Raw genomic sequence first — 17009 nt, forward strand, 5'->3', positions numbered from 1 at the left:
ATGATAAAGCAAAGCAACTATAATCGGAGTCATTTAAAAGCACTCATAAGTAAGCATCTTGTGATTCTTCTCTTGTTTTTAGCATTTCTCCTAGGTCTTCGAACGATTTGGTTTTCGTTTCATGCATCACCAGTTCATCCGCAAGCGATTCAAGGGGTTCTTGATATGCGCGGGTGGGACTTTGAAAATTCCCCGTCCATTTCACTGGATGGGGAATGGGAGTTTTACCCTGATTCTTTCATCACGCATGAAGATTTCAAGCAATCATCGACTGACGAACGACAGTACCTTCAAGTGCCTGGCAATTGGAGCAGTGCGTTTTCCAGGGCCTCTCCGTCACCGTATGGCTATGGTACATACCGTTTGCGGATTTTGGTCGATCAACCACTAAATCAGCCATACACCTTATGGGTTCCGCAAGTGGAAGCATCTTCTACCGTAGAGGTTAACGGAGAGATATTAGCCAGAGTTGGAGTGCCTGCGACAACAGCGGAAGAGTATACGCCGCAGAAGGCATCCTTCACGGCTACGTACATTGCAGGTGATGCAAAGGTCATTGAAGTGCTTGTCCGAACGGCCAACTTTCATAATCCACTCGAAGGAGGCATCGTCAGATCGATTTACTTTGGATCGCAGGCCGCTGTTGACACCGAACGTTGGTATTCTATCGGCTTCCAGATGGCAACCTTCCTCATCTTGTTGCTTCATGGCTTGTATGCCGGCATCCTGTACGTATTGAATGCCCGCCACAAAGAGTTTCTGGTGTTTTTTCTGTTACTTTCCTGCGTAGGGGTAAAGACTGTTTCTGATTATGACAATCTGCTGTTACTTTGGCTCCCGATCGATTATACATGGTCGATCAAGGTAGAAGTGCTCGCTTACATATGGCAGCCTTTGCTGATGATATTATTGGTCAGGAGTCTATCTGATCAGGAAGAGAAAGAATACTCCAAGCCGTTTCGGGCATATCTTTCCGTGCTCAGTCTTTATTCAGCAGTCATCATACTGGGAACAGCACAATGGGTGTATATATTAGCTGGAACGCCATTTTTAGTCATTATTTATTTTGGCCCGTTGTTGCTGTTTATTTTCAAAATCAGCCGCATGCTTATGCATAACAAGAATGACGCTGTGTTTTTGCTCATTGCTGCAACGAGTATTTTGTCCAATGTCATATGGTCCGCCATCATCGAATATAAAATGATCGATATCAAGTACGTGTATTATCCGCTCGACCTGATTGCTGCACTTGTCAGTTTTTCTGCTTACTGGTTCAAGAGATTCTTTCGCAATTCAGAGGAAAAAGCAAAGCTAACAGAGCAATTGAAAGAAGCGGACAAGCTCAAGGACCAGTTTCTCGCCCATACCTCGCACGAACTGAGGACGCCGTTGCACGGGATCTTGAATATCGCCCAAACTGTCGTCAACAATGAAAAGCATGTCATAGGTGGTCGGAGCAAGCAGGATATGGAGCTCTTAATCACGATCAGCCGCAGAATGTCGCATTTACTGGATGATTTGCTAGATGTCGTACGATTGCAGGACAAGCATATCGTGTTGCAAAAGAAGCCGTTGCGTATTCAATCGGTTGTTTCCGGCATCATCAGCATGCTCACTTATATGGTAGAAGGCAAGCCTGTTCAACTGAGAATGGACATACCAGAGTCCATCCCGCCAATCTTGGCAGATGAGAAGCGGCTAGTCCAGATTCTGTTCAATCTTGTTCATAATGCATTGAAATTCACGGAAGAAGGAGCTGTCGTCGTTTCGGCTAAGAGCATGGACGGACAGGTGGCGATCTATGTATCCGATACAGGAATCGGGATGGATGAGTATACCAAGGCACGTATATTTTTGCCGTATGAGCAGGGAGCTCAAGCAACGAACGACGGCGGAGGAATTGGCCTCGGTCTTGCTATTTGTTCACAGCTAGTCGAGCTGCATGATAGTGTGCTAAGAGTCGACTCTGAACCGGGCAAAGGTTCGGTATTTCGCTTCGAGCTGCCCGCGGTTAGTACAGATGAGATGAAAGCAGCAGAGAGCCAATATGTGGAGCAGATTGATAAGAGCAATCAAGTGACGGCTATTAATCAGATGGGGCAGAGTGAAGCTCCAGATATCTTGGCTGTTCAGCAAACGGCTGCGCATGCGTTTGTAGAAAGAAAGGCGAACATATTGGCGATCGATGACGACCCGGTTAACTTAAGGGTGCTGGACCGAATGCTCTCCTCCTCGCATTATCAAATCACTACGTACGCATCGCCAAGAGACGCGCTCGATCTGCTTTTTACAGAGCAGTGGGATTTGCTTATTATCGATGTCATGATGCCCCATATGTCGGGCTATGAGCTGACGCAAAGGGTTAGGGAGCATTTCTCTGTTTCAGAGCTTCCGATCTTGCTCTTAACGGCGCGCAGCCAGTCTGAGGATGTATACACCGGGTATTTGTCTGGTGCGAATGACTATGTTTGCAAACCAGTCGATGGCATGGAGCTGAAATACCGCGTCTGGTCGTTGACGACACTCAAACAAACCGTCGATGAACGACTGCGTATGGAGGCTGCCTACTTGCAGGCGCAGATTCACCCGCACTTCTTGTTCAACACACTTAGCTCGATTATGGCGTTGAGTGACATTGATACGGAGAAGATGCGTAAACTCGGGGATGCGTTTACCTCCTTCTTGCATATCAGCTTTGACTTTTTGAATACAGGAAAACAAGTAGCACTCTCCCATGAGCTGGAGCTCGTCCAAGCGTATCTTTACATTGAAAAGGAACGATTTGGCGGGCGGTTACAGATCGTGTGGGAGGTTGAGCCTAGCATCGATTTGTTGATCCCGCCACTGACCATTCAGCCGTTGGTGGAGAATGCAATCAACCATGGTCTTCTTACCCAAATAGAGGGGGGAACTCTCCATATCCGCATCGTCCGACAAAAGAACGCCACTCTTTTTGAGGTGAAGGATGACGGTATCGGGATGGAGGAAGCGACTGTGCGGCAAATTCTTGACCTGTCGAAGAAGGAAAAAGGCGGAATTGGCGTGTCCAACACGAATCGGAGACTGACGCAAATGTATGGGAAGGGCTTGGCCATCACGAGTAAGCCGGGGGAGGGAACGACGGTGTCGTTTGTGATACCGGATCGGACGCAATAGAGTGTGTGGCTGTTTTTGCACCCTGAATCACTGTTACTGGTGAAGCAGGGTGCTTTTCGCGTTTTCTATACCGAGGAATGCTGTTCACCCGCCCTTACATTTTACGGAATTACAATAGTTACAGTCATAGTCACCAAACCGATTACCATATATGGCACATCTACTACAATGGTAACAACAAAAAGCCCCACTCGGATTATTCGGATTCAACTCATTACATTCATCCCTCAGGTGATTACTTAGGTCTCTACGACGTTCCAGAGAAGGTCCATATTGTACCAAGCGTCCAAAGGCTTTCTTGAGACCCTTCGATTTTTTTCTTTTCAAGAATGCCCCCATCCTTTCATGACAATCTAACACAGAATATGCCATGGCTTTTTCATTGATTGGACATTCGGCCCCTTCTGTTGAAAATTATGGAGAAATCATAAGGAGTTGAAAAACGACATAATTGTCGTTTATAATGATCTCACCAACAAAAACGACACTTATGTATATTTTATTCAAGGAGGCAGACCCAAACCCCTATGGCCCCAAAAGTAAGCGACGAATACAAAACCAAAAAGAAAATCGAACTGCTGCAAGCGGCAAAACGTGTGTTCATCACAAAAGGCTATACACGGGCCACCATGCAAGACGTCATGGACGAGGCTGGCGTATCACGAGGAGCCTTGTATGCCTACTTTGATAACCTGGAGCACTTATATTTAGAGCTGCTGCAATTCAAGGATCAACAGGATGCACAATTTTTCGCGCCTGTTGCTGGCGAAAAGTCTTGGCAGCAAATCACCAAATGGGTGAACAAGCAACAGGACGAGATCGAGAAAATCGATCAAACACTGTCCAAAGCCAACTTAGAGTTTTTCCTGTCACTGAAGGATCAGCAAAAGCAACAGAACTATCCATACATCACGACTCGCTATGAAAAATTGGTCGACGTGTTGACAGCTTTCTTCGCGCATGGGACAGCGACAGGTGAGTTCAAGCCACAGCTACCACCTGAGGTGATCGCTCGCTATTTCATCTCGGTTATCGATGGGCTGATGCTGGATACCGCCCATTTGGGTCCAGAGAAAACAAAGGTGCCCGAGCAGATGGAAGCATTGTTGTTTTCATTGAGAGCGATGCTGGGACCGACTCAATAAGGAGGGGTACGAATGTTATTTCAAACAGAGAGAATCTATTTGAGGAAAATGACAGGGGAAGACGTGGACGTCTACCACACGTGGAGAAATGACGTAGAAGTCATGCGGACAACGAATCCGTCTATGGACGTCTATACATGGGAAGATACGAACAGTTTTGTGAACCAGGTCATTCTGCATGCAAGCTCCTCGAAGAGCTATATGATCGTAGACAGCCAAACCAATCGACCGATCGGGATTACCTCTCTCATCCAAATCGACCTGAAAAACCGCAATGCGGAGTGCATCATCGATATTGGGGAGAAGGAGTATTGGGGAAAGGGGTATGGACGAGAAGCGCTGAAGCTGCTGCTGGATTATGCATTCCTGGAAATGAATCTGCATCGGGTATCGCTGCGTGTTTTTTCCTTTAACGAAAAAGCCATAAAGCTGTATGATAGGCTCGGATTCAAGCAAGAGGGGATTTCGCGGCAGTTTTTGTTTCGAGAAGGAAAATGGCATGATCTCGTGCACATGGGGATTTTGCAGGAGGAATATATCTCGTGAAAAAAAGAGGCTGGCGGTACGAAGGGTACCACCAGCCTTTTGCGTATGAAGAGCTCTTATTTTCCGGCGTAAATCGGTACTTCCCACTCTACATTTTTGTGTTCAACCATTCGTTTCTCGGTAGTAATGATCAATTGCTTTGGAAGGGTTGTGAGGTTTTTTAAGAAGATCGTTCCTTCAAAAATCGCCCGATCATTTTTATACTCAGTCTTATTGATTAAGTAGTCGATGTCTTCGTACTTTTTCCCTGTCTCGTCTGTAATGGTCCAGTATTGGTAGGGACCCATAGCGGCAGTATCTGGAGAGAGAGTTGCCTCGAATGCCAGATCGTAGCCTTCCAATTTTGTGGTAGTCCCATCGTCGTTCACGCGGTGATGGCCGTCATAGCCTTCAAAATCAACGACTGCGTTTGGATCCTTTTGATCTTTTTTGAAAGTAAACTGATCTCCCTGGTCTTTTGCTGTAATGACTTCTTTCTTTTCGAGGCGATTGGTGTCCAATTTCGCGTTTAAAGCAGCCGCTTCCTCTGTATAAACAGATCCGAGCTTGAAGTTGAGATTTTGGCTTTCGTCAATGGGATAGAAGTAATGGAAGTCTCTTGCTCCACTTTCGGTGGAGTGGGTATGCTCCCATTTCACATCCCTGATCACATTACTTCTTTTGTTGGCTTCATAAATAACCGCAGTCGAATCCCAAGCAGCGACCGCTGTGCCCTTGTCGTTCACCAGCTCATAGCTGTATGCGTTATTCTCGTTAGCAGCAAGGGCTCGATCAATGACCATCTCCACTCCGCTTGGCGCAAACGTAATTTGTTTGACGTTCAGCTTGAGTCCTTGTGGGGTCGTGTAGGCTTTGTTAATTTCATGTGTCTTCATTGCTGCTTTGGCTTTTTTCATATCGACAGGTACGGACAGCTTCCAGTTCCCCTTGATGTCATCTAGTTGCTTAATGTTAAACTCTACGATCAGCTCGTCTGGCACCTTGTTTACATCATCAAAATAGCTTCGCAGCTCGCGATCCAAGATCATAACACCATTATCGACAAACATGGAATGATCCCATTGTTTATTGGGGTATTGAGCATTTTTTTCCTTAGAGGGTATAAGGATGTTTCCTTGTTTGTCTTTGATGATGATAAGTGGCTCTTTGTTAGATCTACTCACCATTTCCGACATAAAGCTGTCTAATGCCTTGCCGTTCTTGTCTTTTAAAGAAGCTGCTATGCTAATACGCAGCGGGTCAGCCACCACTTCATGCACGGTAAAAGTGAGGCCTTGATCGGTCGCACTTACATCAACGGACTGCGCGAATCCATTCTTGGCTGCTTGAGCAATTCCTTTGTCCGCTAATTTTTGCAGGAAGCTATTGCTCACAGGTGCTACAGGATCAGCCTTGCCAATCGGGCTGTTCGTAAAAGCAGCATGGACATAACTGGAAAAGGTCGGGGAGACGAGCATTCCTCCCGAGACGACGATGGTTAATGCAGCGGCGGCAAGCGTCATTCTTTTCATGATCGTGATACTCCTTTGTTTCCACGCGGGTGGTTGATGTGAAGGGGTTGCAGGGTTCAATACTCTCACGGGATGAGGGGAGAGCATCTGAATAATCTTTTGATCCATATTTGGTGAGAGGGAGTTTTTCCACATCGTTTCTTCTGTTTGGTGCAGCTCATCGATCCATTGCTCCAGCTGGTGCTGGCAGTGTGTGCAATGATCGAGATGACTTTCGACATTTCGTTTGTTCACTGGCGTTAAACGATCTTCCATGTAGGCGATCAGCTGTCTTTGCGTAAGGCAATTCAAAGCGAGGTGCCCCCTTTTTTCTCCGGCTTGCTTAGCTGGTCTCGCAGCTTTTTCCTGGCATAGGAAAGGCGCATTCTCACGGTATCTACGGACAAAGATAGTTTGTTCCCGATCTCTCGGTAGCTTAAATGCTGAAGATAATGCAAATCGAGAATCGCCCTATGGTTCTTGTCTAGTGCCATCATCTGCTGTTGCAAAGCATGACGCTGTTCTTTTTCCAGATAATCTTCCTCTGGGATCGGACATTCGTCTTTGACCTCGACATCCATCTCCGTTATGGAAGGCATCCGTTTTCTTTTTCGCAGCTCGTCAATCCCGCGATTGATCGCAATTCGATACAGCCAGGCAGAAAAGGAGCAATTGGGTTTATAATCTGGCAGACTGTAGTACGCCTTGATAAAAACCTCCTGCACCATGTCTTCGGCATCATGAGAATGATGGAGCGTGCGCTGGAGAATCGAAGCGATTTTTCCCTTGTATTTATTGACGATCAGAGCATAAGCCTCTTTATTTCCTTGAAGAACCTCCGCAATGACCTCTCGATCGTCCTGCATGTTTGTTACCTCCTTGCAAAAAGGTGCTGCGCAGCTTTCCTTTTTGTGAAAAACGTCTCGACGTTTTTCGTTTGTGGTCAAACAAAACGGACAAAACCGTTTTGCTTTTCATTACTATAGACGCTGAGGAGAGGGGACCCCTCTCAAACTTTTTTCATGATTTTTCAAAATGGCATAGGAAGAGGATGCCATTCTTCGTTTGATAGAAGGGCATCCTCTTGATGTATCACGTACGCCGCCATCATTTAAATGAAGCAGGAAATCAACAGAATTTTGCAGTAATACTATAAGCATAGATGCTTCGAATTTCTTAAAGGAGTATATGACCTTGAGCCAAAACAACCATTCCATCGCGGTGATCTCTGACGTACATAGCAACGCCTATGCATTAGAAGCTGTTCTGCACGACATAGATTCCCGCGGAATTGAAACGATTGTGAATTTGGGAGATACCTTATTTGGACCGCTTGATCCGATCAAAACAGCAGAGCTCTTGATGGAGCGAACTGAAATCACCCACATCATGGGTAATTGTGACAGATATTTACTGGGAGAGCAAATGGAGTCAATTACCTTCCAATACGTGAAACCACTGCTTACAAAAGAAATGCTTAGCTGGATCGGGTCGTTTCAAAAGCAATGGACACAGGAGGATCTCTTATTTTGCCACGGGACACCTTTTGTCGATGATGTCTATTTATTAGAGAACGTCGCTCCATACGGAATAGAAGACAAAAGTGCGAATGCGCTAATGATCGAGCTGACAGGTATCCAACAAAAAGTCATTTTTTGCGGACACTCTCATGTGCCCAAATCCGTGTGGCTCCCAGATGGGAAGCTCGTAGTAAATCCGGGGAGTGTCGGATTGCCAGCGTATTTTGAAGAGACGCCATACCCGCATTCGATGGAATCGAAAACCCCGCATGCCAAGTACGTCACGGTAAAACCACAAGGTGGCTCGTGGCTTGTGGAGCATGTATTGGTTCCGTATGATTTCGAGCAGGCAGCGAGAAGAGCGGAAGAAAACGGACGCAGAGACTATGCGTATGCGATCCGAACGGGAAGAGCAGAGCTGTAGCATGTGGCTCATACAGCAAATCCATACCCCATGAAAAAAGGAAGAGGACAATCGCCCTCTTCCTTTTCCCTATTAAGCCTTTCCTGCTTCCCCCTCAGGCTTCTGTCCCATCTTCCCACTACGCAGTGGAATTTCCTTCAGGAACAGCGCGATGATGACAGCGATACCCGCTACAATCGCCCCAGTCAAAAATGTAGTCGTAATTCCATAGCTCATCGCTTCCCGGATCATATCCAGCATGTGAGTAAACAGCGGCTGCAAATCCGGTGGCAGACTAGCCAGCGTGGCTTCAATTTTCGGCTGATCCAACAAATTTTGCGGATTCGTAAACAGCGACAGCTTCTCTGCCAGGGCAGGATCGGCTGCTGCGGGATTGTTCCCTTGGCCCATGGCTCCGGACAGTTGCGTCATTTTCGCAGACATGCTGGCACTCATGACGGTTCCCATAACAGCAATTCCAATGGTCCCACCGAGGTTGCGGAAAAGCTGCGACGTTGCTGTAGCGACACCCAATTGCTGCGGTGCGACTGCATTTTGCACCGTCAAAGAGAAGACTGGCATCGCAATCCCGATCCCCAAACCGAGAATAATCATGTAGATCACGAGCAAGTAAATCGGTGTGGCTGGCGACATGAAATACATCAACACCATGCCAAAGGTCATGACGAGAAGTCCACCCAGCGCCATCTTTTTATATTTTCCCGTCTTGGTCATGATTTGTCCGGCGATTGCAGAGGTCGCGAGCATGGCAATCGACATCGGCATCGCTACATAACCAGCCATTGTCGGAGAGATACCTTTGACCCCTTGGACAAAGAATGGCACATAAATGATAGCGCCCATCATCCCTGCGTTGAGGAAGAATCCGACCAGATTAGAGACAGTAAAAATACTGTTTTTGAACAAGCCCAGCGGAAGCACGGGAGTCTTTACTTTCCTCTCAATCATAATAAACACGATCAACGCAATGATTGTGGAGGCAAACAAACCAATAATTTGCCACGAGCCCCAAGCGTGTTTGCCTGGGCCATTACCTGCCCATGAGAAGGCGAGCAGCATCGGTACGATGGTGAGTGACAGGAACAGCGAGCCGAAGTAGTCCACAGACTCTCCTTCTTGCTTCGGTACTTTTGGGAAATGAATCATGATCAACAGAAAGGCAATCACGCCAATCGGCAAGAAGATCCAGAACACCCAATGCCAGTCGAGATGGTCGACGATATAGCCGCCCATCAGAGGACCAAGCACACTGGATACACCGAAGACGGCACTCATGATTCCTCCCCATTTGGCGCGCTCGCGAGGCTCGTACAGATCACCCATGGCGGTAAAAGCAGTGGACATGATGATCCCGGCACCCGCCCCTTGAATGCCACGATACGTAATCAGTTGAAAAATATCGGTAGAAAACCCGGATAACAAGGCTCCGATACTAAACAACGCAATACCCGTCAAAATAAACGGTTTTCTTCCATATATATCGGAGAGCTTCCCAACCAGTACAGAAGCGACGGTTGAGGTCAGCAAATAAATCGTAATCGCCCACGAATAGTAATCCATGCCACCCAGCTTTGAAATAATACGTGGCATGGCAACCCCGATAATGGTCTGGTTGATCGCGGCGAAAAACATGGCCGTAATAATCGCGATCATAATCGTCACTTTCTTTTTCTCTGTCAGCTGTTGCAATCTTGATTCTCCTCTCTTTGTTGATCTATATTCTTCAGAACCTGGTGATAGATGCGGACTAAGTGTTGTTTGTCTTCATCAGATACGCCTGCGAAAAACTGTTCAATCGTGCTCCTCACCACGGCTTTGTATTGCCGCAGGATATCTTTTCCTTGATCGGTTATGTCCAGTTGCACGACGCGGCGGTCCGTACTGTCACGATTTCTCGTGGCATAGCCGCAAGCAATCAATTTATCAGCGAGACTCGTAACCGCTCCGGGGGTAATGTTCATACGTACTGCAATAGAAGATGCTTTCTGTGGACCGCTCATATCTAGGATTCGCAAAAGCATCGCTTGTGATCCTGATACGAGTGGATCCAAACGCTTGTGTGACTCAGCCGAAACCTTCCGTTGGAGTTGTATATAAAGTTCTTCAAAATTGACTTGGCTTTGCATCGTACCCTCTCCTGTTTTCATTGCTTAATTGTATATGGCGTTAAATGTTTAGCCCCTAAAACATTTATGAGTATACATCGATTCATGAAGGAGAGTCAAATTAACCTTTTACCAATTTGACCAATTCAGGTGGTCATTATGTGATCAATTTCGTCATAAATCGGGGAAAAATACTATTTTTCGACCGGACTTCATGGAATTTTCAGAGTTGCGATGCTACAATCGGTTTTGGCATTCTTTTCATCTTAGATAAATAGATAGGTGGGATTTTAACGTGTTTGGGAAAAAATTAACCAGCGCATTGCTCGCTACAGCGCTGATCTGCCCGATGTCGGCTTTTGCCGCCCAAGGGACAAAACAGCCAGCAGATGTCGTATTAACGAACGGTGCGGTCTACACAGTGGACAATAAGAACAGCTGGGCAGAGGCAGTGGCCATTCGCGGTGATGAAATTGTCTTTGTCGGCGCAGATGAATATGCGAAAGCACACATCGGCAAGAATACGAAAGTAATCGATCTGAAAGGCCAAATGGTATTGCCGGGCTTTATTGACAGTCATACGCATGCAAGCAAAACGACGGGACTCATTTACTCCATTGATTTGTTTGACGGAGGCTCTGTCGAGGAATACGTTGCGACCATCTGGAAATTCGTAAAAGAGCATCCAAACGAACCAGCATTGCAAGGACGCGGCTGGAGCAATCCGGTAGTGCCTGGTATTGGTCCGCGCAAGGAAGTATTGGATAAAATCGTACCAACGACTCCAATCGCGCTGACCTCCGATGATGGACATTCTTTGTGGGTGAACTCGGCAGCATTGAGGTTGGCTGGAATCACGAAGGGCACGACAAACCCTGAGGGCGGCATTATCGAGCGCGATCCGAAAACAGGAGAACCATCTGGAACGTTGCGGGAAAGCGCAATGAATCTGGTGCTTTCAAAAATCGGGGGATACACCGTCCAGCAATACAAGTCCGGAATTGAAGCCTACCAGGAAAAAGCCGTTGAACGCGGTGTAACGACAGTGCGCGACCCGGATATGCTGCGCTATCCGAACGTATTGGAAGCGTATGAGGAGCTCGCGAAAGAGGACAAACTGACCATCCGCTTCCGCAATGCGTTGACAGCGAACCCAGAAAAAGGACCTGAGCAGATCGCAGAATTTGTAAAAATCCGTGAGCGTAATCAAAATCAAAATCCGCTATTCCAGGTGAACGCCGTCAAAATCTTTTTGGATGGAGTCGTAGAAGGCGCCACAGCTTACTTGGAAAAGCCGTATGTCCATAAGGACACAAACGGAGAATTAATCTGGAAGCCAGAGGTTTACAATCAAACAGCAGCCGCAGTAGACAAGGCAGGTTTCCAATTGCACGTCCATTCCATCGGGGATGCTTCTACCCGCATTGCACTAGACGGTATGGAGCTCGCTGAAAAACAAAATGGTAAGCATGATGCTCGCCACTCGCTCGTTCACTTGCAACTGGTCAATGAAACAGACATCGAGCGCTTCAAGAAGCTGGGTGCAGTCGGAATCGTGCAGCCATTCTGGTTTATGCAGGAAGAGGGCTACTACGATGAAATCGAAGTGCCGTACTTGGGCCACGAACGCGCAGAAAAAGAATACCCGATGAAGAGCTTCCTGAAAAAAGGGGTGCATGTAGCTTCTTCGTCTGACTACATCGTAACGCCGGAATTCAATCCACTGCATGGCATTCAACAAGGCATTACCCGGATCGAGGAGGGTGTAACCGATCCGAGCAAAGTTGCCAACCCAGACGAGCGTGCAACGCTTGCAGAAATGATCGCCAGCTTCACGATTGATGGTGCTTACGCCAACCACGTGGATGACATCACAGGCTCGATCGAAGTCGGCAAGAAGGCAGATCTCATCGTGCTCGATAAAAACTTGTTTAAAATTCCAGCCACTCAAATCAAGGATGCGAAAGTCGTGCTGACCTTGGTTGAAGGGAAGGAAGTTTATCGTCAGAAGGAAGCAAAGTAAGAGGGGAAAAATGGCTGTCCTTGTTGAGGCTGCTGCAAAAGTGTGTTTTGGAAAATAGGAAAAAATCAGGGGATTACCTCTCCCTGAATGCGAAACGAGCCTTAGAAGCAATTCTAGAGGCTCGTTTTTCTTACAACTTGATACCCCCACAAAGAGATTTTCACCGAAAAACGGTGTCACCATGGTTTACGGGATATGGTGCAGGAGACAACCCGTGTACTGATGAAATAATTGATTGATTTAATGTAGTCAAGGAGGAGGGATAATTCAGATGTTGAAGGAGCTCATGACAACAATTAGCCATATAACAGGTGTGGAGTTTGAACAAGCCTCAAAAGAAGAGATTGCAAAATTAGAGTCACTCAATTTGCCTGAAGATTTCACGAACTATTTTTCTCAATATAATGCAACCAGAGAATTCGACTTAGGGGATTTAAGGATATGGTCAATTGCCGACGTACTGATGGAAAATTATGAATTGGTTCCTGGAAGAGATGTATCCAAACACAAGTATATTGTTTTTGCTTCTAACTCATTGGGAGATGCCTACTGCTTTGACCTAAGCAAAGTAGGGATAGAATACACGTTAGATAACACCCCCATTGTCAAGTTCGATCATGAAGAAGACTATGAAATAATGAGCAAACAGCAAGTCAGTGAGTACGCTGAAAAGATTGCTGATAACTTAGTGATGTTTTTACAGGATGAGTTGAAGGAGAAAGATTAGGGATTACGAACTTCTCTCCCAAAAATACATAACAGGAAGGGAGAGGATTATCCCCTGCTTTTAGGGAATCATTCATACCATTCAGATTCAAGCAAATGTGGAGGTGTCCGATTTGACTCAAACAGAAGGAATCAAAACGATCAAACTGGAGATGGACGCGGGAGGCAATCCATTCGTCGTCCACACCGCAGTGCTATGGGATGAGAATGAAGCCATTCTTGTGGATACAGGCATCCCCGGACAATTGGAGCTGATTCAGAATGTACTGGCGCAAGAAGCGATTCCTTTTGAAAAATTGACGAAAATCATCATTACCCATCAAGACCGGGATCATATCGGCAGCTTGCCTGAAATAGTAGCAGCAAAGGAAGGAAGCGTACAGGTGGTTGCTCACGAGGTAGCGATTCCGTATCTGGCAGGAGAAACACCCTTGATCAAAAGTGGGGTACTGGCCCCTCCGGTAAAAGTGGATCATGCCGTACAGGATGGCGATGTTCTCCCTTACTGTGGAGGTATCCAGGTGATTTATACGCCCGGTCATTCCCCCGATCACATCTCTTTGTATCATATTCCGAGCAAGACGTTGATTTCAGGAGACGCCCTCACAGCACAAGATGGGGTACTGATGCCCTTCAATCCCGAATTCACGCCTGATCAACCGACAGCTCTGCAATCGATCCGCAAACTGCTCGAGCTCGATATAGAGACAGTGATTGCCTATCACGGCGGCGTTTGTACAGGGGGTATCAAACAACGTCTAGCGGAAATCGTAGCAAAGGAGGGCATGAATTCAGATGAACATCCGCAGAGGTAAAGGACAAGAAGCAAGCGAACTGAGTGAGCTTGCCTATCGCTCCAAAGCTTATTGGGGGTACAGTGATGAATTCATGGAGGCCTGTCGCGACGACCTGACGCTATCATCTGCCTATATCGAGACGCAGGAAGTATATGTGTTAGAGGACGAGGGTAGCATCAAAGGCTTCATGAGTTTGGAAAAGGATGCAGAGCAAGAGCAGTGGCTATTAGGCTATTTGTTCATGGAACCGGAGGCGGTTGGAAAAGGTTACGGAAAGGCTCTGTGGCAGCATATGGTGGAGGTGGCACAAAAGCTGGATATCCCAGTCGTCACCATCCACAGCGACCCGTACGCAGAACCGTTTTACTTGTCGAGAGGGGCAAAGCGCGTAGGAGAAATCGCATCTACCGTTTTCCCGGGCAGAACATTGCCGTTGTTGGAAGTAGAATTCGAAAAGGAACGGAGTGTAGAATAGCTGCAGTCTATTCCGAGTAGCAGCGACGCTCAAGCATGTAAAGTGCTTGGGCTTTTTACGCTTCCTTCCTTATTTCACGATTTTATACCGGATCGCCTTGGCAACTGCCTGTGTACGATCTTCTACGCCCATTTTCTGTAAAATCCGATGGATATGCGTCTTGACGGTTCCCCCTGAGATAAGCAGGTGCTGCGCAATTTGATCGTTCCGTTTACCGTAGGATAGCTGCTCAAGTACGTCCCGCTCTCGATCAGTCAACTGATCAAACATGACAAGGGGTGGAAGCGTAGAGTCACAGTCAGCATCAGAGTCAGGCTCGTGATTCTTTTGTTGAAACTGTAGAACCTCCGCGAGAGCCTTTGCAGCAGTAGCCGTGTAGAACAGTGCCTCGCCCTGATGGGCCCTGCGAATGAGGTCTAACATATCCTGTGAATCGGAATCCTTTAGCATATAGCCGACAGCACCAGCGCGAATACCGTCTACGATGTAATCGTACGTGTCAAAAGTAGTGAGGATTAATACTTTTACCGAAGGATGGAGTCGAGTGATTTCGCGTGTTGCATCGATTCCTGACATATTCGGCATTTGTACATCCATTAAGACTACATCAGGAATGATTTCCCCTACGATCTTCACGGCTTCTTCTCCATTAGAAGCCTCCCCGCTTACCTCCATATCCTTCTGCATTTTGATGACATATCCCAATCCTTGGCGGATCATCGTTTGGTCATCGACCAGGACCACACGAATGGTCTCTTTTTTGTTTTGATTTTCCATGCTGGCATTCCTCCGTATTATCACTATTTGTTTATCAAAGCGGAAAGCTGATGTCAATTTGAAAGCCGTGGGGCTCTCGAATGGAATAGGAAAGGTCTCCGTTTAATTCCTTGGTTTGTTTTGCGATACCTGTTAAACCAGAGCCGAGCTTGATTTGATGATGATTTGTCATATTCCCATTGTCCCAAATGGCCAAGAATAGGTAGTTTTGCTTTTTTTCAATCGTGATGAAAATTTCTGTTGCATCAGAATGTCGTATGGAATTGGTAATCGCTTCTTGGAGAATCCGGTAAAGCGTAATAGTCATGTGCTGAGAAAGAGGAATGTCTGGATTGGGACTGATCAGCTGCATTTTGATGTCGGTATGCTGTTGGGCTCGTGATAAGAGTATACGCAGTGGTGTGATTCCCAGAGAGGATTTGTCTGCAGCCAATGTATGTACAGACGAGCGTATATCATCGAGGCCTTGCTTTGACACCGTAAGCATGTCTCGGACAGCCTCCTGTGCGTCACTCGGTCCTCCTTGCAGCATGTATTTCAAAGCATTCAATTGAACGATCAATGATGTGAGACTGTGTCCCAAAGCGTCGTGAACATCACGGGCGATTCGGGTCCTCTCCTCAAGGACAGCGGCACGAAGTGTATTCACAGAGGCCTCTTGAAGTTCAGAATGAGCTTCCTGGAGTTCAACATGCGCGTTTTGCAATTGTTTCAGATGCTGCTGACTCGACTCCTTTGCTTGATTTTGAACAGATAGTCCTCGTGCTCCGAGATACCATCCCATATAGGTCACGACATAGCCGATAACCTCCTCAAACATATAGTCTTTATGAAAGAACATGTAAGAAAAGGAGCATGCACCAAAAAAAATCGCATAGTACAATGCTCGGCGTTCAAGGATATGGAATCCAATAAATGCCACCAATGGCAAGGATAGACCGACCTCTTGCCCTACATAGAGAACCTTTATAAATGACACGGTACCAATAACGATAATGGCGATGTCTTTTTGAAATGGTTTCCAATTGTTTTTGGGTCTGAGAAACATCAGCAGGTAGCAGAAGATGATGATCAGCGAGATGATAAATGGAATGGTGGGCTCATGAATGTAAGCACTTGGAATGAGAAAAAATGAGATCAATACAAAAAAACAAATGAGTAGGAAACGTGAGCGGAAAGATGCAGCTGAAGCGTTCAAGAAGACAACCTCCTTTCTTGGTATACGTACCCATTATATTTTCATTTTAGCATGCGCTGTCGTCTATCTCCGGGTGTACGGTCTTCTATCTCTGGATAGATAAAATCAAATTCCACAATTTGACTACCCGATAGACTTCGGGGACGAATCGTATAAGTACAATTTGATCTATGGAGGGGAACACCCCAAACGATAGTCCGAAAAATAGAGAATGGGTAGGAGGCTTTTATGAACGAACTGTTTCAGTTAGCGAAGATTCTAAGAGATACGAGCACCGTATTTTCCACACTTTCCATGCAAGCATTGGATTCAAGTGATATCACCTGGCAACAGGTTCTCATTCTGGAGCAAATTGCGATCAGCCCGAAAACAATGGGAGAAATCAGCAAGGCGATTGATCTTTCCTATAGTACGACCTCAGGTTTAATCAGTCGGCTGGAACAGATGAACTTGGTGCGCAGATTTCGTGATAAATCGGATCGGAGAATTGTGTGGGCAGCATTGACGGAGCGTGTACCAGCGAATTGGACGGAACAAGAAGGAAATGCTTGTACACCTACATCGCTTCATTCCTTGCGCGCGCTTATTTTGGAGAAAGAAATACTGAGCTGATACGCTGAGCTCCCT

General features: G+C 46.5%; 15 protein-coding genes. 9 read left to right on the forward strand and 6 right to left on the reverse strand.

The window, feature by feature from the left end; all coding sequences use genetic code 11:
- The 3 genes from HP570_RS20565 (at position 1) to HP570_RS20575 (ending at position 4847) form a co-directional block, all read left to right on the forward strand.
- Positions 1 to 3156, forward strand: coding sequence for a hybrid sensor histidine kinase/response regulator (locus tag HP570_RS20565; protein ID WP_217364742.1), 3156 nt, complete (start codon positions 1 to 3; stop codon positions 3154 to 3156).
- Between the two features lie 527 nt (positions 3157 to 3683).
- On the forward strand, positions 3684 to 4301 hold the full coding sequence (locus tag HP570_RS20570; protein WP_173626956.1) for a TetR/AcrR family transcriptional regulator: 618 nt from the start codon (positions 3684 to 3686) through the stop codon (positions 4299 to 4301).
- A gap of 12 nt (positions 4302 to 4313) precedes the next feature.
- The gene (locus HP570_RS20575) at positions 4314 to 4847 is read left to right on the forward strand and encodes a GNAT family N-acetyltransferase (protein WP_173626957.1); all 534 of its coding nucleotides are present in this window, start codon (positions 4314 to 4316) and stop codon (positions 4845 to 4847) included.
- A gap of 56 nt (positions 4848 to 4903) precedes the next feature.
- Here HP570_RS20575 and HP570_RS20580 read toward each other — a convergent pair whose 3' ends face one another.
- Together HP570_RS20580 and HP570_RS20585 are read right to left on the reverse strand one after the other, a co-directional pair.
- Entirely contained in the window at positions 4904 to 6649 is a 1746-nt protein-coding gene (locus HP570_RS20580; RefSeq protein WP_173626958.1) for a DUF4179 domain-containing protein, read from the reverse strand.
- Entirely contained in the window at positions 6646 to 7203 is a 558-nt protein-coding gene (locus tag HP570_RS20585; RefSeq protein ID WP_173626959.1) for an RNA polymerase sigma factor, read from the reverse strand. Before HP570_RS20585 ends, HP570_RS20580 begins: the two co-directional genes overlap by 4 nt.
- 322 nt (positions 7204 to 7525) lie before the next feature.
- Between HP570_RS20585 and HP570_RS20590 the strand changes: the two genes are divergently transcribed.
- Positions 7526 to 8281, forward strand: coding sequence for a metallophosphoesterase family protein (locus HP570_RS20590; RefSeq protein WP_173626960.1), 756 nt, complete (start codon positions 7526 to 7528; stop codon positions 8279 to 8281).
- 72 nt (positions 8282 to 8353) lie between these two features.
- Here the strand turns inward: HP570_RS20590 and HP570_RS20595 are convergent, their stop codons facing one another.
- On the reverse strand, positions 8354 to 9970 hold the full coding sequence (locus tag HP570_RS20595; protein WP_173626961.1) for a DHA2 family efflux MFS transporter permease subunit: 1617 nt from the start codon (positions 9968 to 9970) through the stop codon (positions 8354 to 8356).
- Positions 9958 to 10407, reverse strand: coding sequence for a MarR family winged helix-turn-helix transcriptional regulator (locus tag HP570_RS20600; protein WP_254495389.1), 450 nt, complete (start codon positions 10405 to 10407; stop codon positions 9958 to 9960). The genes HP570_RS20595 and HP570_RS20600 overlap by 13 nt, the downstream gene beginning before the upstream one ends.
- 274 nt (positions 10408 to 10681) lie before the next feature.
- On the opposite strand from HP570_RS20600, the gene HP570_RS20605 reads away from it, so the two are divergent.
- The 4 genes from HP570_RS20605 (at position 10682) to HP570_RS20620 (ending at position 14407) form a co-directional block, all read left to right on the forward strand.
- Positions 10682 to 12409 carry an amidohydrolase gene (locus HP570_RS20605; RefSeq protein WP_173626963.1) on the forward strand — a complete coding sequence of 576 codons (1728 nt, stop codon included), beginning with the start codon at positions 10682 to 10684 and terminating at the stop codon, positions 12407 to 12409.
- Positions 12410 to 12680: 271 nt separating this feature from the next.
- A complete protein-coding gene (locus HP570_RS20610) occupies positions 12681 to 13136 on the forward strand; it encodes an SMI1/KNR4 family protein (protein WP_173626964.1) in 456 nt (151 codons plus the stop codon).
- A gap of 103 nt (positions 13137 to 13239) precedes the next feature.
- On the forward strand, positions 13240 to 13950 hold the full coding sequence (locus HP570_RS20615) for an MBL fold metallo-hydrolase (protein WP_309139205.1): 711 nt from the start codon (positions 13240 to 13242) through the stop codon (positions 13948 to 13950).
- Positions 13931 to 14407: a GNAT family N-acetyltransferase gene (locus HP570_RS20620; RefSeq protein ID WP_173626966.1), complete on the forward strand. Its 477-nt coding sequence runs from the start codon at positions 13931 to 13933 to the stop codon at positions 14405 to 14407. Before HP570_RS20615 ends, HP570_RS20620 begins: the two co-directional genes overlap by 20 nt.
- 69 nt (positions 14408 to 14476) lie before the next feature.
- On the opposite strand, the gene HP570_RS20625 is transcribed toward HP570_RS20620, so the two are convergent.
- Positions 14477 to 15184, reverse strand: coding sequence for a response regulator transcription factor (locus HP570_RS20625; protein WP_173626967.1), 708 nt, complete (start codon positions 15182 to 15184; stop codon positions 14477 to 14479).
- 34 nt (positions 15185 to 15218) lie between these two features.
- Entirely contained in the window at positions 15219 to 16382 is a 1164-nt protein-coding gene (locus HP570_RS20630) for a sensor histidine kinase (protein ID WP_173626968.1), read from the reverse strand.
- A 228-nt stretch (positions 16383 to 16610) separates the two neighbouring features.
- Between HP570_RS20630 and HP570_RS20635 the strand changes: the two genes are divergently transcribed.
- Entirely contained in the window at positions 16611 to 16994 is a 384-nt protein-coding gene (locus tag HP570_RS20635) for a MarR family winged helix-turn-helix transcriptional regulator (protein WP_087350750.1), read from the forward strand.
- Positions 16995 to 17009 lie beyond the last annotated feature (15 nt).

Source organism: Brevibacillus sp. RS1.1 (genome assembly GCF_013284365.1).
Lineage (GTDB): Bacteria > Bacillota > Bacilli > Brevibacillales > Brevibacillaceae > Brevibacillus > Brevibacillus brevis_D.

What these genes read in the sequence shown, in the direction of transcription:
- HP570_RS20565 (WP_217364742.1), top strand. Translation starts at nt 1, where the DNA reads ATGATAAAGCAAAGCAACTATAATCGGAGTCATTTAAAAGCACTCATA.
- HP570_RS20570 (WP_173626956.1), top strand. Translation starts at nt 3,684, where the DNA reads ATGGCCCCAAAAGTAAGCGACGAATACAAAACCAAAAAGAAAATCGAA.
- HP570_RS20575 (WP_173626957.1), top strand. Translation starts at nt 4,314, where the DNA reads ATGTTATTTCAAACAGAGAGAATCTATTTGAGGAAAATGACAGGGGAA.
- HP570_RS20585 (WP_173626959.1), bottom strand. Translation starts at nt 7,203, where the DNA reads ATGCAGGACGATCGAGAGGTCATTGCGGAGGTTCTTCAAGGAAATAAA.
- HP570_RS20590 (WP_173626960.1), top strand. Translation starts at nt 7,526, where the DNA reads ATGACCTTGAGCCAAAACAACCATTCCATCGCGGTGATCTCTGACGTA.
- HP570_RS20600 (WP_254495389.1), bottom strand. Translation starts at nt 10,407, where the DNA reads ATGCAAAGCCAAGTCAATTTTGAAGAACTTTATATACAACTCCAACGG.
- HP570_RS20610 (WP_173626964.1), top strand. Translation starts at nt 12,681, where the DNA reads ATGTTGAAGGAGCTCATGACAACAATTAGCCATATAACAGGTGTGGAG.
- HP570_RS20620 (WP_173626966.1), top strand. Translation starts at nt 13,931, where the DNA reads ATGAACATCCGCAGAGGTAAAGGACAAGAAGCAAGCGAACTGAGTGAG.
- HP570_RS20625 (WP_173626967.1), bottom strand. Translation starts at nt 15,184, where the DNA reads ATGGAAAATCAAAACAAAAAAGAGACCATTCGTGTGGTCCTGGTCGAT.
- HP570_RS20635 (WP_087350750.1), top strand. Translation starts at nt 16,611, where the DNA reads ATGAACGAACTGTTTCAGTTAGCGAAGATTCTAAGAGATACGAGCACC.